This is a genomic window from Paraburkholderia sediminicola (genome assembly GCF_046026895.1).
Lineage (GTDB): Bacteria > Pseudomonadota > Gammaproteobacteria > Burkholderiales > Burkholderiaceae > Paraburkholderia > Paraburkholderia sediminicola_C.
Genome location: NZ_JAQQEU010000010.1, coordinates 105,792 through 120,021 on the forward strand (window position 1 = coordinate 105,792; position 14,230 = coordinate 120,021).

Genomic DNA, 14,230 nt, shown 5'->3' on the forward strand with positions numbered 1-14,230 from the left:
GCTTACGGACCTGTCGATCGACATTGGACACGCACGCCGGTTTGATCGAACGATAGGCCCGTTCACCGTGCACCTTTCAGAAACGCGACACCGCCTCTCCTTGACCGCGGCGATTAGCACCGGCATCGTGTCGACCGGCGTCGGCCAGCGCTGCATCGCGGCACGCCCGGCTCAGTCCGCCGATGAGCGCCGATCAGCGCCGATGGGCGCCGCGCCGTTTCCCTCACTCTCACTGCGTCCGGATCGTCCGCCCCGTATGTTTAGCCTTGTCCTGCTCGCGATCGTCGCTTACGCCGCCACCAATATCGACAACCTGTTCGTGCTGCTCGCGTTCCTTGCGCAAGCGCGAGGCGGGCGGCATCGCGTGATCGCCGGACAGTGCGCGGGCTCGCTGGTCCTGATCGCGGGATCAATCCTGTTCGCGGCATTGCTGATGCATCTGCCCGCCGGTTATGTGGGTCTGCTCGGCCTGCTGCCGATCGGAGTCGGGTTGAGCCAGGTCTGGGAGCGCCTCGGACCCAGCCTTGCACAGCGGACGAAAGCCGCGCCGGACGACGCGCACGTAAGCACCGGCGCAAAAGAATCGAGCACAGCGGCCGCCTTCACCGTGCTCTCCAACGCCGCGTTGGCTTCGTCAACCCGCAATTCATCCTTTCTGACCGTAGCCGGGGTGGCCATTGCCAACGGCTCCGACAATCTCGCCGTGTATGTTCCGCTCTATGCCAGCCGCTCGCCCAGCGAAACCGCGCTGATCTCGCTGGTGTTCGTCGTCATGAGCGGACTGTGGTGCGCGGCGGCGGTATGGCTCGTCGAGCATCCGCTGCTGGGCGCGCCGATCCGCCGCTACGGCACCTCCCTGCTGCCGCTGATCCTGCTGGCGATCGGCGTGTCGGTGATCGCGCGCAACGATACGCTGCGGCTCGTGTTCGGAATCTGACCTGCAACGGTGCGGTGCGTGCAAGGATGCGCGGCTGTCCGGCGCGCGATGCGGCACGACCTCGCCTGGGCGAATGTTCAGTTCGACGGCGTCGGCATCGACATGGGTTGCATCGGCTGCATCGGCTGCACGTAAGTCCGCACGCCGGCAAGCGGCGCGCCATATCCGCCCGCGCTCGCGTGATTCGGCAAACCGTTGACCAGTTGCGCGCGCGGATCGGCCGGGTTCAGATTCAGCTCGCCGGCCTGCTGGTTGCCGTGGGTCGGATATTCACTGCCGAGCGGCGCATTCGGCATCAGGCGCGTGCTGTTTTGCGGCGCGTTCATGTCGTTCTGCGCACTCAGGCCCTGCGCGCCCGCGTGCGCGGCAAACCCGCACACGGCCGCGCACAGCAGCCCCAGTACGGCCCTCGATGTCGTCGATATTCGTTTCATGCCAGCCTCCGGCAAAGTGAGATGAAGGGGATCATGTCCGCGCGTTTCCGTCCCGACGCAGCATCGCGCTGCGTCCGCGGATCACATCATTTATACGCGCAAGCGTGCCCTTCGGATTCGATCAGCGGTGCGATCAACGCCGCCACCCAAATTCGACCATGACTAAGCTTATGTCGATTGCGGATTTCTTTCCGAACCGATCGAGCCCGATAATGGCTGTCATGAACGCCCAACCCCACTCCCCCAGCCGCGCGCTACCTGCGACGCTCGCGGCATTCGCCGCGGCGCTGCTGCTGGCGGCTTGCGCCGGCCCAGCGGCGCCGGACACGCCTTCGACGTCAGCGGCACCAGCCAATCCCGCCTTGCTCGACGCCGCGGTCTCCGGCCCGCAACGCAGCGGCAAAGCCCGCGAGCGCGATCGCTACCGTCATCCGAAAGAAACGCTGCAGTTCTTCGAACTCGCCCCGTCGCAAAGCGTGCTCGAAATCGCGCCGGGCGGCGGCTGGTACACGGAAATACTCGCGCCCTATCTGCACGACCACGGCAAGCTTTACGAAGCGCAGTATGACGGCCCGCCAGGCGCGCCGTCGGCCGAGGCACAGGCCGGGCGTGCCGCGTTCGCGCGCAAACTGGCGGCCACGCCCGCCGTCTACGGCAAGGTCGTCGTCGGGACGCTGCACGCGGGCCAGTTCAGCGGTTTTCCCGCCGACGCCAGCGTCGACCGGGTGCTGACCTTCCGCAATATCCACAACTGGATCAAGGACGGCCAGATCGACGCGAACCTGCGCGCCTTTTATGCCGCGCTCAAGCCGGGCGGCATCCTCGGCGTCGAGGAACACCGCGCCGCGCCGGGCACGTCCCTGCAACAGATCATCGACAGCGGCTACGTGACGCAAGATTTCGTGATCGCCCACGCGCGGGCGGCCGGCTTCGAACTGCTCGGCGAAAGCGAAGTGAACAGCAATCCGCGCGACACGAAAAACTACCCGCACGGCGTGTGGTCGCTGCCGCCCACCTACGAGGGCGGCGACGTCGACCGTGCGAAATACGCGGCGATCGGCGAATCGGACCGCATGACCCTGCGCTTCGTGAAACCGCTGCATTGATCGCCGGCGGCGCTTGACGCCGTCTCGATAATATGTTCCCATTGCGCACTATGTACCGCGCCCAGACCACCCTATCGCTACTACTAGCCCGCTCTACCGGGCTAGGTCTGCTGCTGCGCGCTTCCACCTGATACACCGAAGCATCGCTTGATTCCCCAGTAACTGACCCAGCCCCGGTTTCCGACCGGCGGCCCTGTATCGCTTTTTCGTCGTCCGGTCGACTCCCAGCCTTCTGGTCTCCACCTCGGATGATGAAAATGTTGAAAAACCCCGCTACCAAATACCGTTCGTTCAAGCCCATCAATTTGACGGACCGCCAGTGGCCGTCGCGTACGATCACGCGCGCGCCGATCTGGATGAGCACGGACCTGCGCGACGGCAACCAGGCGCTGTTCGAACCTATGAACGCGCAGCGCAAGATGCGCATGTTCAAGACGCTGGTGCAGATCGGTTTCAAGGAAATCGAAGTGGCGTTTCCGTCGGCGTCGCAAACCGATTTCAACTTCGTCCGTGAGCTGATCGAAGGCGGCCATATCCCCGACGACGTGACGATCGAAGTGTTGACGCAAGCCCGCGACGATCTGATCGAACGCACTTTCGAATCGTTGCGCGGCGCACCGCGCGCGATCGTCCACCTCTACAACGCGACCGCGCCGGAATTCCGCAAGATCGTCTTCGGCCTGGAAAAGAGCGGCGTCAAGGAACTCGCGCAAAAGGCCGCCCGCACGATGAAGCGGCTCGCCGACGCGACGCCCGAAACGCACTTCACGTTGCAGTACAGCCCGGAAGTGTTCAGCGGCACCGAACTCGAATTCGCGAAGGAAGTCTGCGACGCGGTGTTCGACATCTGGGAACCGACGCCCGACCACAAGGCGATCGTCAATTTGCCGGCCACCGTCGAAATGGCCACACCGAACGTCTATGCGGACCAGATCGAATGGATGCACCGCAATCTCACGCGCCGCGAGTCGCTGATCGTCTCGGTGCACCCGCATAACGACCGCGGCACCGCGGTCGCCGCCGCGGAACTCGCGGTGATGGCCGGCGCGGATCGCGTCGAAGGCTGCCTGTTCGGCAATGGCGAGCGCACTGGCAACGTGGATCTGGTCACGCTTGCGTTGAATCTGTACACGCAAGGTGTCGACCCCGAACTGGATTTCTCGAACATCAACGAAGTCGCGCGCACCGCCGAGGAATGCACGCAGCTGCCGGTGCATCCGCGTCATCCGTATGTCGGCGATCTGGTGTTCACCGCGTTCTCCGGCTCGCATCAGGATGCGATCAAGAAGGGCTTCGCCGTGCAGAAGCCGGACGCGATCTGGGAAGTGCCGTACATGCCGATCGACCCGAGCGATCTCGGCCGCACCTACGATTCGGTGATCCGCGTGAACAGCCAGTCGGGCAAGGGCGGCATCGCCTATCTGCTCGAACAGGGCTACGGCGTCGCGCTGCCGCGCCGCCTGCAAGTCGATTTCAGCTCGGCCGTGCAGCGCTATACCGATGACAGCGGCCAGGAAGTCACGCCCGCGCAGATCTGGGAATTGTTCCAGCACGAATACGTGCGGACCGTCGAACCGGTTCATTACATCGGCCATAGTCTCGCCGAGCGTGACGGGCGCGAACATATCAGGCTCACGGTCGACATCAACGGCACGCGGCGCGTGCTGAGCGGCGTCGGCAATGGCCCGCTCGACGCATTGATGCACGCGATCGGCGCGCCGGTGCGGATTCAGCACTATGAAGAGCGCGCGTTGACCCAGGGGGCGGATGCGCGCGCGATCGCGGTCGCCGAAATGGCCGGCGCCGATGTGGCCGGCAGTGCGTTCGGCGTCGGCATCGACGCGAATCTGGTGACGGCTTCGATTCGCGCGGTGATCAGCGGCGTGAATCGCGCGTATGCTCGCGCCAGTGCGCAAGCGCAGGAACGCTTCTTCGACGCCGCGTTGAATGACGCGACGGAGGATGCGGCGGTTTGAGGTTCGAGCGCGCTGTAGTCGCTTGACGTGTGCGAGGGGGCGCTTCGGCGCCCCTCTTCATTTTGTGCGCCGCTTTGCGCAGTGCTTACTGAAACACATCCTTGCCGAAATACTTCTGCGAGATTCTCGCGTAAGTCCCGTCTTTCCTCAGTTCCGCAATCGCTTCGTTGAGCGCGGCGCGCAACCTCGGGCTGCCCTTGCGGATCAGCACCGCGGATTTGTCGCTGCTGTCCGGCGAGGTGTCGATCGCGACGACCTTCACCTTTGCATCCGGCGCGTGTTTTTTCAGGTCGAGGAACGACAGCGAGTCATTGACCGTGGCATCGACGCGCCCCGCGCCCAGCAGTTCGATCGACTCGTTGAAGCCCTTTGCCGGAATCACTTGCGCGCCGTGCGCGGCCGCGATCCTGCCGAGGTTGCTGGTCAGCGTATTCGCCGACTTCCTGCCCTTCAGGTCGTCGAAACTCCTGATCGTGGTGTTGTCCGCCGCGACGATCAGCACCGCGTGCGACGTGATGTACGGATCGGAATAGTCGTATTTGAGCTTGCGCGCGTCGGTAACGGCTATTTCGTTGATCACCGCGTCGTAGCGGTTCACGTCGAGGCCGGCGATTAGACCGTCCCATTTGCTTTCGATGAATTGCGGCTTGACCCGCAGGCGCTGCGCGATCGCCATGCCGAGTTCCACGTCGAAGCCGGTCAGCTTGCCTGCCTCGTCGTGATAGGTGAACGGCACATAGCTGCCTTCGGTGCCGATGCGCAACACGCCGGCGGATCTGATTTGCGCGAGTGCGTCGCCGGCGCATGCCGGGCTCGATACCGGGCTCAATGCCAGGCTTGCCGCCGCCTGCAACAGCGCGGCCAGCACCATGGAACGAATCGGCTTCATCGAGGGGCTCCGTCAGGTTGGCGACAGCGGTGGCCGGGTCTTGGATTCGACCGTTCCCACCGGAACTCGCGCCCAGCGGAATGGGCGGACTGTAGCAAACCGTCCGGGATTTTTCAAAGCATCAGAATTGCCGAGGCGCGGCGCTTGCGCGGCGCGGTGTCGTGATGCGCAACGGCGGGAGATGTCGGCGCGAAGGCGAACCTCGCGAAACCGCTCGCGATGCGCGAGCAATTGCCCGATCGCAGTGGAAGCCCTGAGGTCCATCATTCTAAGTCGATGAGCGACGCTTGATCGTAAGTGTGCGCAGAGTATCAGAGTGAATCGGGAACCGAAACTGGGCCCGGCCGGCTCTTGCCACTGCCTTTGCGGGACAGGCCGGCCCGATGAACGCGTGCCGCGGCGCCGGGATGCCCGACGCCACACGCGGCACTGCCAACCCGGTGCAACAGCGCCTAGCGCTCCACCGGATGCGGCTCCTTACGCTTGTTAGCAACCCGCACCGCATCGAAGTAAGCCGAATTCGGCGGCCGCTTCAGGTAGCGTCCCGCGCCGCGCACCGCGCGCAATTCACCGTCGGTCCACGCGAGCGCGCCGCGCGTGAGCGTATGCATCGCGACGCCCTGCACCGTCATCCCTTCGAACACGTTGAAGTCGACCTTCTGATGATGCGTGTTCACCGAAATCGTCTTACTCGCGTTCGGGTCCCACACCACGAGATCGGCATCCGCGCCGACACGCACCGCGCCTTTACGCGGATACAGGTTGAAAATCTGCGCGGCATTGGTCGACGTGATGCGCACGAATTCATTCGGCGTGAGACGCCCCGCATTCACGCCGTGATGCCAGAGCACCGCCATGCGATCCTCGACACCGCCGCAGCCGTTTGGAATCTTCGTGAAGTCCTCGCGGCCCATCGCCTTCTGCGACGCGCAGAACACGCAGTGATCGGTCGCCGTGGTGTGCAGCTGGCCCGCCTGCAAGCCGCGCCATAATGCCTCGCGATGTTCGGCCGAGCGAAACGGCGGGCTCATCACGTGCGCGGCCGCGCGGGTCCAGTCGGGATCGCGGTACACGGCTTCGTCGATCACCAGATGGCCCGGCAACACTTCGCCGAACACGCGCAAGCCCTCGCTGCGCGCGCGCGCGATCGCATCGACCGCGTCCTTCGCGGACACGTGCACGATATACACCGGCACGCCCAGCACCTGGGCGATGCGGATCGCGCGATTGGCCGCTTCGCCTTCCACTTCGGGCGGCCGCGACAACGGATGCGCCTCCGGTCCCTTGAAGCCTTTGGCCAGCAACTGGCGCTGCAACTGGAACACCAGCTCGCCGTTTTCCGCATGCACGGTAGGCAGCGCGCCGAGTTCGAGCGAGCGCGAGAAACTGTTCACCAGCACTTCGTCGTCGGCCATGATCGCGTTCTTGTAGGCCATGAAGTGCTTGAAGCTCGATACGCCGTGTTCATGCACGAGCGTGCCCATGTCGCGATAGACCGACTCGTCCCACCACGTGACGGCAACGTGAAAGCCGTAGTCCGCCGACGCCTTCTCCGCCCAGCCGCGCCATTCGTTGAACGCTTCCATCAGCGGTTGTTTCGGACTCGGAATCACGAAGTCGATGATGCTGGTCGTGCCGCCCGACAAACCCGCTGCCGTGCCGGTGTAGAAATCGTCGCTCGCGGTGGTGCCCATGAATGGCAATTCCATGTGCGTGTGCGGATCGATGCCGCCGGGCATCACGTACTGCCCGCCCGCATCGACGATCGTCGCGCCCGCCGGCGCCTCCAGGTCCGCGCCGATCTGCAGGATCGTGCCGCCGTCCTGCGGGTCCGCACACAACACGTCCGCACGATACGTGTTCTCCGCGTCGATAATCGTGCCGCCGCGAATCAGGGTCGTCATGTTGCCGCCTCCTTATGAACTGCTGGTTTCGATGTTGCGTATCATCCGTACTCAGGCGCTCGCCACGCGCGCGCTCGGTCCCTTGCTCAGCTTCATCCACGCGCTGTATACGATCGACGCCAACGCGAGTCCGACAAACCACGCATACGTGTAGAGCATATTGAAGATCGCCGGCACGTTCGGAAACGACGCCGGAAACGCGGTATGCAAAAAGCCCGGCAAATTCGGCAGCACGCCGACGATCAATGCGACCACCGCGCCGATGTTCCAGCCGCCGGTGTAGCTATATTCGCCCTGCTCGTCGAACAGCTCGCGCGTGTCGAGCCGGGTGCCGCGAATCAGGAAGTAGTCGACCATCAGGATGCCGGCCACCGGGCCGAGCAACGCCGAATAGCCGACCAGCCACGTGAAGATGTAGCCTTGCGTGGTGGCGAGAATCTTCCACGGCATCATCACGAGCGCGATGGTCGCGGTAATCATGCCGCCCACACGATACGAAATGCCTTTCGGCCACAGGCTCGAAAAATCGTAGGCGGGGCCGACCAGATTCGCCGCGAGATTGCACGACATCGTATCGAGCGTCAGGATGATCAGCGCGACGCCAACGCCGATGCCGGTCATGCGGCTCGTCAAATCGATCGGGTCCCAGATCGCCTTGCCGTAGATCACCACGGTCGCCGACGTCACCACCACCGAAATCACCGAAAGCAAAGCCATCGGCACCGGCAAGCCGATCGACTGGCCGATGATCTGGTCGCGCTGCGTTTTCGCGAAGCGCGTGAAGTCGGGGATATTCAGCGCGAGCGTCGCCCAGAACCCGACCATTGCGGTGAGGCTCGGCCAGAAGGTCAGCCAGAACATGCCTTCTTTCTTGCCGCCCGGCACGAATTGCGACGGCGCCGACAGCATCGAGCCGAGGCCGCCCGCCTTCGAGGTCGCCCACCACACGAGCGCGATGCACATCACGATCTTGATCGGCGCGGACCAGCTTTCGAGCCGGCGAATCGCTTCAGTGCCGTGCACGATGAAGTAGATCTGCAGCGCCCAGAAAACGAGGAAGCACGCGAGCTGCGCAAGCGAGATGTCGAGAAACGGCAGTGCCTCGCCATGCAGCGCGTTGCCGGTGAGAATGTTCAGCAGCGTATAGATCGCGCTGCCGCCGAGCCAGGTCTGAATCCCGTACCAGCCGCACGCGACGATCGCCCGCAGCAAGGCCGGCAGTTTCGCGCCGCGCGTGCCGAACGACGAGCGCACCAGCACCGCATACGGAATGCCGTGCTTCGCGCCCGCGTGACCGATCAGCAGCATCGGCACCAGCACGATCAGGTTGCCCAGCAGCACGGTGACGACCGCCTGCCACGGCGACATGCCCTGCTCCGTCAAGCCGGCGGCGAGCATGTACGACGCGATGTTCATCACCATCCCCACCCACAGCGCGGCGAAGTGATACCACCGCCAGGTGCGCTGCGCGGGACCGGTCGGCGCAAGGTCGTCGTTGTAAAGACCGCTGCCCTGCGCGCCGGCCGCGAACTGCGGATCGACGGAATGCGCTGTCTGCTTCATCGAAAGATCTCCACTGGATCGTTGAGGCCCTTGCCGCTTCTGCTGGCGCATCGGGCCTTTGGGGAACGACAGGTTCAGTACGGGCGCTGCGTTGCTACCGGTGCTTCATGGGTCAGGCTGCCTTGGCCGCGTGAGCGGGCGCGGGCGCCTCTAAATGCGCTGCGGCTTCGGCCGCTTCAGCGGTCCGTGCCGACGCGCTTTCAGCCACGTTCACCCGCGCCGGATTGTTCGGATGCGTGGTCCAGTTCGCGTACTCCCCGCTATCCACGCGCTCCATCGTGATGCACTGCTCGACCGGGCAGACATGCATGCACAGATTGCAGCCGACACATTCGGAGTCCATCACTTCAAAATGCCGGACGCCATCTTTTTCTTTCATGATCGCCTGATGAGCCGTGTCCTCGCAGGCGATATGGCACAGGCCGCACTGAATGCACTTGTCCTGATCGATGCGCGCCTTGATGTCGTACTTGAGATTCAGGTACTTCCAGTCGGTGACGTTGGGCACGGCGCGGCCGCGAATATCGTCGAGCGTCGCGTAGCCTTTTTCGTCCATCCAGCTCGACAGGCCATCGGCGAGATCGTCGACGATGCGAAAGCCGTAGTGCATCGCGGCCGTGCACACCTGCACGCTGCCCGCCCCGAGCACGATGAACTCGGCGGCGTCGCGCCACGTCGAAATACCGCCGATGCCGGAGATCGGCAGATTCGGCGTCTCTACATCGCGCGCGATTTCCGCGACCATGTTCAGCGCGATCGGCTTCACCGCCGGCCCGCAGTAGCCGCCGTGCGTGCCCTTGCCGTCGACCATCGGCAGCGGCGACATCGCGTCGAGGTCGACCGCGACGATCGAGTTGATCGTGTTGATCAGCGACACGCCGTCCGCGCCGCCTTTATAGGCCGCCCGCGAGCCCAGGCGAATGTCGCTGATGTTGGGCGTGAGCTTCACGAGGCATGGCAGCTTCGTGCCTTCCTTGACCCAGCGCGTGACCATCTCGACATACTCGGGCACCTGGCCCACCGCCGCGCCCATGCCGCGCTCGCTCATGCCATGCGGACAACCGAAATTCAATTCGACCGCGTCGGCGCCGGTGTCTTCGACGAGCGGCAGGATCCACTTCCAGTCACATTCGTTGCACGGCACCATCAGCGACACGATCATCGCGCGCTCGGGCCAGTCGCGTTTGACTTGCGCGATCTCGCGCAGGTTGACGTCGAGCGGACGGTCGGTGATCAGCTCGATGTTGTTCAGGCCCGCGATACGCTGGCCGTTCCATTGCACCGCGCCGTAGCGCGAGCTGACGTTCACCACATGCGGGTCGAGGCCGAGCGTCTTCCACACCACGCCACCCCAGCCCGCTTCGAAGGCGCGGTTCACGTTATAGGCTTTGTCGGTCGGCGGCGCGGAAGCGAGCCAGAAGGGATTCGGCGAAGTGATGCCGGCAATCGTACAGCGCAGATCGGCCATGTTCGGCTCCTTGGGGACTGCTATGTTTGGTCTGTTTGCTTGGGCGTGAAGCGCGCGGTGCTACGCGGCCCTGATTGCCGTGCGGGCGAACTGCGCGTCGATCGCGGCGGCGGCCACCTTGCCGTCCTGCACGGCCTGCACAGTCAGGTCGACGCCGCCGGTCGCGGCACAATCGCCGCCGGCCCATACCCCGGCAAGCGAAGTCTGCCCGTTCGCATCGACCGCGATACGGCTGCCGTCGAGCGTCAGCAACTCGCGTTCGACGCCTACCGCGACCAGCGTTTGCCCGATCGCCTTGAGCACCATGTCGGCTTCGACCACGAAGCGTTCCCTGGCACCGTCGCGCGACGTGCGCTCGAACTCGACACCCGTGACCACGCCGTGCGCGCCGAGCAAGCGCAGCGGACTCGCATGCGTGACGAGCGTGACGCCGCACGTCTGCGCGAAGTCGCGTTCGGCCCAGGTCGCGCTCATCGACTCGACGCCGCGCCGGTACACCATCGTCACCGAGGTCGCGCCGAGCTTGCGGCTTTGCACGGCGGCGTCCACCGCCGTATTGCCGCCGCCGATCACGACGACGCGGCGGCCCACCGGCACGGTGCCGAGATCGCTCGCACTGCGAAGCTGTTCGATGAAGTCGACCGCGTTGATCACGCCGCTCAGGTCCTCGCCGTCCATCGCGAGCGCGCGCACACCGGTCAGGCCGATCGCGAGGAACACCGCGTCGTGCTGCTGGCGCAACGCGGCGAGCTGGAGATCGCGTCCGAGCGCGACACCATGCCTGATCTCAATGCCGCCGACCGAGCACAGCCATGCCACTTCACGCTGCGCAAAATCGTCGACGGTCTTGTACGCGGCGATCCCGTATTCGTTCAGGCCGCCGGCTTTTTCGCGGGCATCGTAGATCGTCACGCGATGGCCCGCGAGCGCCAGCCGATGCGCGCACGCGAGCCCCGCCGGCCCCGCGCCGACCACCGCGACATGCCGCCCGGTTTCAGCGGCCCGCTTGAAGAGCGGCTCACCGCGCGCCATCGCATGGTCCGTTGCATGCCGCTGCAACGCGCCGATCGCCACCGGCTTCGCATCCTGATGGTTACGCACGCACGCGCCTTCGCACAGAATCTCGGTCGGGCAAACGCGCGCGCACATACCGCCGAGCGGATTGGCCGACAGAATGTCCACCGCCGCACCCTTCAGATTGCCGTGGCTGATCTTGCGAATGAAGCTGGGAATATCGATCCGCGTCGGGCACGCAGTCACGCACGGCGCGTCGTAGCAGTAGTGACAACGGCTCGCCGCCGCGGCCGCCGCGCTCGCGTCGAGCAAGGGCGCGATGTCGGAGAACTCGCACGAGAGCTGCTCGGGCGACAGGCGCTGGGCCGCAATGTCGCCGGTTTGCTTGATGGCCATACACGTTCCTTCTTCGATGTGAGGACGTAGCCGTACCTGCCGGCTGCGCCGAAGCGGAGCCGGGACGGCATGTTTTATGGGCACTACGGGTAAAACGACTAAAGCGGCTGCCTGGGCGTCATGAAACCGGCTCGCACGCTCGCTCCAGCATCGCGTGCAGCAGCACGTTGGCGCCCGCCTCGATCCATTCGAAGGTGGCGTCCTCGATTTCGTTGTGGCTGATCCCGTCGACGCACGGCACGAACACCATCGAAGTCGGCGCGACTTGCGACAGATAACAGGCGTCGTGGCCCGCACCGGACACCATGTCGCGATGCGAATAGCCGAAGCGCTCCGCGGCCGCGCGCACGGACTTCACGCAGGCGGCGTCGAAGGCCACCGGCGCGTAGTAAAAGATCTGTTCGAGTTCGGTTTCAAGCCCGATGCCGTCCGCGATCTCGGCCACGCCCTTGCGCAACGCGGCGTCCATTTCCGCGAGCACCGCGTCGTCGGGATGACGGAAGTCGACGGTGAAGAACACGCGGCCTGGAATCACGTTGCGCGAGTTCGGATGGACTTGCATCATGCCGACCGTCGCGCAGCCGAACGGCGCGTTATCGAGCCCGATGCGATTGACCAGATCGACCACGCGCGCGGCGCCGAGCAACGCGTCGCGACGGCGCGGCATCGGCGTCGGGCCCGCGTGCGCTTCCTGGCCGGTCAGCGTGATCTCGTACCAGCGCTGACCTTGCGCATCGGTCACGACGCCGATGGTTTTCTGTTCCGCTTCGAGAATCGGCCCCTGTTCGATGTGCAGTTCGAACGCCGCATGCAAGGACCGGCCGCCGCACGGCACATCGCCCGCATAGCCGATGCGCTGCAGTTCCTCGCCGATGGTCTTGCCGTCCACGTCCTTGCGCGACAGGCCGTAGTCCAGCGTGAACACGCCGGCGAACACGCCCGAGGCGACCATCGCCGGCGCGAAGCGCGAGCCTTCCTCGTTGGTCCAGATCACCACCTCGACCGGGTGCTCGGTCTCGATGCCGTGATCGTTCAGACTCCGAATCACTTCGAGACCGCCCAGCACGCCGTAGATGCCGTCGAAGCGGCCGCCGGTCGGCTGCGAGTCCGCATGCGAACCGGTCATCACCGGCAGCGCGGCAGGATTGCGGCCGGCGCGGCGCATGAAGACGTTGCCCATCTGATCGACCGTGACCGTGCAGCCGGCTTCCTTCGCCCAACCGACGATCAGATCGCGCCCCGCCTTGTCGAGGTCGGTGAGCGCGAGGCGGCAGACGCCGCCCTTAGGCGTCGCGCCGATTTTCGCCATCGTCATCAGGCTGTCCCACAGGCGTTTGCCGTCGACCTTGACCGTGGCCGCGCGTTCTGCGTCCCCCGAGAGGGCTTCCTTCTGGACCTGCTTCAGTGCTTCGGATACCGCGCTCATTCGTCTCGCTCCTTTCGGTGAATCGACATGAAACTGGTGCATCGTCGGCGGTTTTTGGGGCGTGCCCGCACGGTGGCGGTGCACGTTCGCTGCGCCGGGTTGCCTCTCATACAGAGGGCTAACCCTAGTCATCGCCCGCTCTATCAATCCTGTCCAGTTGGACAGGTTGTAGACGATTACGCCCGCCAGATCAACACCTTTCGTTCGGTGGCAAACAGAGCGAGAAGCGTGCCATTGCATTGCAGCACGGCTGAATCGCGCGCAAAAAAATGCCCGTGTGGACACCGCATCAACCGACTAGAATGAAGCGCGACGCGGCGCACATGCCGCCGAAGGCGAACATGAGAGACGACGAAGTGGCGGCCACCATCACGGAAAACAACGAAACGCGCGCGCCTTTGCGGCGGCGCAAGGCGCACATTCGCGAATCGAACGAAGCGCATCTGCTGGCATGCGCGGAGGCGGTTTTCGCAGAACGCGGACTCGACGGCGCGAGCACCGCGATGATCGCGGAGCGTGCGGGGCTGCCGAAAGCCAACGTGCACTACTACTTCCCGACCAAGCTCGCGCTGTACCGGCGCGTGCTCGAAGACCTGTTCGAGGACTGGCACAAAGCGGCCGACACGTTCGAATGCAGCGACGACCCGGTCGAGGCGATCGGCGGCTACGTGCGCGCGAAAATGGAGTTGTCGCGCCGCCGGCCGCTCGGCTCGAAGGTGTGGGCGAGCGAGATCATCCACGGCGCGGAGCACATGGAAGACATTCTCAAGGGGCGCGTGAAGCCGTGGCTCGATAGCCGGGTCAAAGTAATCGACGACTGGATTGCGCGCGGCCTGCTCGCGCCGGTGAACGCGCAAACCTTGATGTACATGATCTGGGCCACCACCCAGCATTACGCCGACTTCGACGCGCAGATCCGCGCGCTCAAAGGCAAGCGCGCGTTGACGCAGAAAGCGTTCGACGCAACCACCGAGGAAGTGGTGCAACTGGTGATCCGCGCCTGCGGAGCGGTGTCGCCGTCGCGGCACGAGGACGGGTCCGATCCGTCACGATGAAACACGAACGAAGGCCCCGCGAATCTTGCCGACTCGCGGGGCCTTCGTTGACGGTCTCGTCA

At 64.6% G+C, this 14,230-nt stretch carries 11 protein-coding genes; 4 read left to right on the forward strand and 7 right to left on the reverse strand.

What is annotated here, in order from left to right; all coding sequences use genetic code 11:
* Positions 1-256 precede the first annotated feature (256 nt).
* Positions 257-937: a cadmium resistance transporter gene (locus PQR02_RS09940; RefSeq protein WP_408229083.1), complete on the forward strand. Its 681-nt coding sequence runs from the start codon at positions 257-259 to the stop codon at positions 935-937.
* A gap of 77 nt (positions 938-1,014) precedes the next feature.
* Here PQR02_RS09940 and PQR02_RS09945 read toward each other — a convergent pair whose 3' ends face one another.
* On the reverse strand, positions 1,015-1,371 hold the full coding sequence (locus tag PQR02_RS09945) for a hypothetical protein (RefSeq protein WP_408229086.1): 357 nt from the start codon (positions 1,369-1,371) through the stop codon (positions 1,015-1,017).
* Positions 1,372-1,583: 212 nt separating this feature from the next.
* Here PQR02_RS09945 and PQR02_RS09950 point away from each other — a divergent pair, with 212 nt between their 5' ends.
* Together PQR02_RS09950 and leuA are read left to right on the forward strand one after the other, a co-directional pair.
* On the forward strand, positions 1,584-2,477 hold the full coding sequence (locus PQR02_RS09950; RefSeq protein ID WP_408229089.1) for a class I SAM-dependent methyltransferase: 894 nt from the start codon (positions 1,584-1,586) through the stop codon (positions 2,475-2,477).
* A 257-nt stretch (positions 2,478-2,734) separates the two neighbouring features.
* The gene (gene leuA, locus PQR02_RS09955; RefSeq protein ID WP_408229092.1) at positions 2,735-4,453 is read left to right on the forward strand and encodes a 2-isopropylmalate synthase; all 1,719 of its coding nucleotides are present in this window, start codon (positions 2,735-2,737) and stop codon (positions 4,451-4,453) included.
* An 85-nt stretch (positions 4,454-4,538) separates the two neighbouring features.
* Here the strand turns inward: leuA and PQR02_RS09960 are convergent, their stop codons facing one another.
* The 6 genes from PQR02_RS09960 to PQR02_RS09985 form a co-directional block, all read right to left on the reverse strand.
* Complete coding sequence (locus PQR02_RS09960; RefSeq protein WP_408229095.1) at positions 4,539-5,342, reverse strand: amino acid ABC transporter substrate-binding protein; 804 nt, start codon at positions 5,340-5,342, stop codon at positions 4,539-4,541.
* Between the two features lie 452 nt (positions 5,343-5,794).
* On the reverse strand, positions 5,795-7,246 hold the full coding sequence (gene hydA, locus PQR02_RS09965) for a dihydropyrimidinase (RefSeq protein ID WP_408229098.1): 1,452 nt from the start codon (positions 7,244-7,246) through the stop codon (positions 5,795-5,797).
* A gap of 51 nt (positions 7,247-7,297) precedes the next feature.
* Positions 7,298-8,809: an NCS1 family nucleobase:cation symporter-1 gene (locus tag PQR02_RS09970; protein WP_408229101.1), complete on the reverse strand. Its 1,512-nt coding sequence runs from the start codon at positions 8,807-8,809 to the stop codon at positions 7,298-7,300.
* 112 nt (positions 8,810-8,921) lie between these two features.
* Positions 8,922-10,277 (reverse strand): NAD-dependent dihydropyrimidine dehydrogenase subunit PreA, encoded by a 1,356-nt coding sequence (gene preA, locus PQR02_RS09975; protein WP_408229104.1) that lies wholly within the window; start codon positions 10,275-10,277, stop codon positions 8,922-8,924.
* Between the two features lie 60 nt (positions 10,278-10,337).
* Positions 10,338-11,687 carry an NAD(P)-dependent oxidoreductase gene (locus tag PQR02_RS09980; protein WP_408229107.1) on the reverse strand — a complete coding sequence of 450 codons (1,350 nt, stop codon included), beginning with the start codon at positions 11,685-11,687 and terminating at the stop codon, positions 10,338-10,340.
* A 118-nt stretch (positions 11,688-11,805) separates the two neighbouring features.
* The gene (locus tag PQR02_RS09985; RefSeq protein ID WP_408229110.1) at positions 11,806-13,113 is read right to left on the reverse strand and encodes a Zn-dependent hydrolase; all 1,308 of its coding nucleotides are present in this window, start codon (positions 13,111-13,113) and stop codon (positions 11,806-11,808) included.
* A gap of 302 nt (positions 13,114-13,415) precedes the next feature.
* Between PQR02_RS09985 and PQR02_RS09990 the strand changes: the two genes are divergently transcribed.
* Positions 13,416-14,168 carry a TetR/AcrR family transcriptional regulator gene (locus PQR02_RS09990; RefSeq protein WP_408229113.1) on the forward strand — a complete coding sequence of 251 codons (753 nt, stop codon included), beginning with the start codon at positions 13,416-13,418 and terminating at the stop codon, positions 14,166-14,168.
* Positions 14,169-14,230: the final 62 nt, after the last annotated feature.

Coding starts and splice junctions, on each gene's coding strand:
- PQR02_RS09970 (WP_408229101.1), bottom strand. CDS start 8,809: ATGAAGCAGACAGCGCATTCCGTCGATCCGCAGTTCGCGGCCGGCGCG.
- PQR02_RS09990 (WP_408229113.1), top strand. CDS start 13,416: ATGAAGCGCGACGCGGCGCACATGCCGCCGAAGGCGAACATGAGAGAC.
- PQR02_RS09950 (WP_408229089.1), top strand. CDS start 1,584: ATGGCTGTCATGAACGCCCAACCCCACTCCCCCAGCCGCGCGCTACCT.
- PQR02_RS09960 (WP_408229095.1), bottom strand. CDS start 5,342: ATGAAGCCGATTCGTTCCATGGTGCTGGCCGCGCTGTTGCAGGCGGCG.
- hydA (WP_408229098.1), bottom strand. CDS start 7,246: ATGACGACCCTGATTCGCGGCGGCACGATTATCGACGCGGAGAACACG.
- PQR02_RS09940 (WP_408229083.1), top strand. CDS start 257: ATGTTTAGCCTTGTCCTGCTCGCGATCGTCGCTTACGCCGCCACCAAT.
- leuA (WP_408229092.1), top strand. CDS start 2,735: ATGTTGAAAAACCCCGCTACCAAATACCGTTCGTTCAAGCCCATCAAT.
- PQR02_RS09985 (WP_408229110.1), bottom strand. CDS start 13,113: ATGAGCGCGGTATCCGAAGCACTGAAGCAGGTCCAGAAGGAAGCCCTC.
- PQR02_RS09980 (WP_408229107.1), bottom strand. CDS start 11,687: ATGGCCATCAAGCAAACCGGCGACATTGCGGCCCAGCGCCTGTCGCCC.
- PQR02_RS09945 (WP_408229086.1), bottom strand. CDS start 1,371: ATGAAACGAATATCGACGACATCGAGGGCCGTACTGGGGCTGCTGTGC.
- preA (WP_408229104.1), bottom strand. CDS start 10,277: ATGGCCGATCTGCGCTGTACGATTGCCGGCATCACTTCGCCGAATCCC.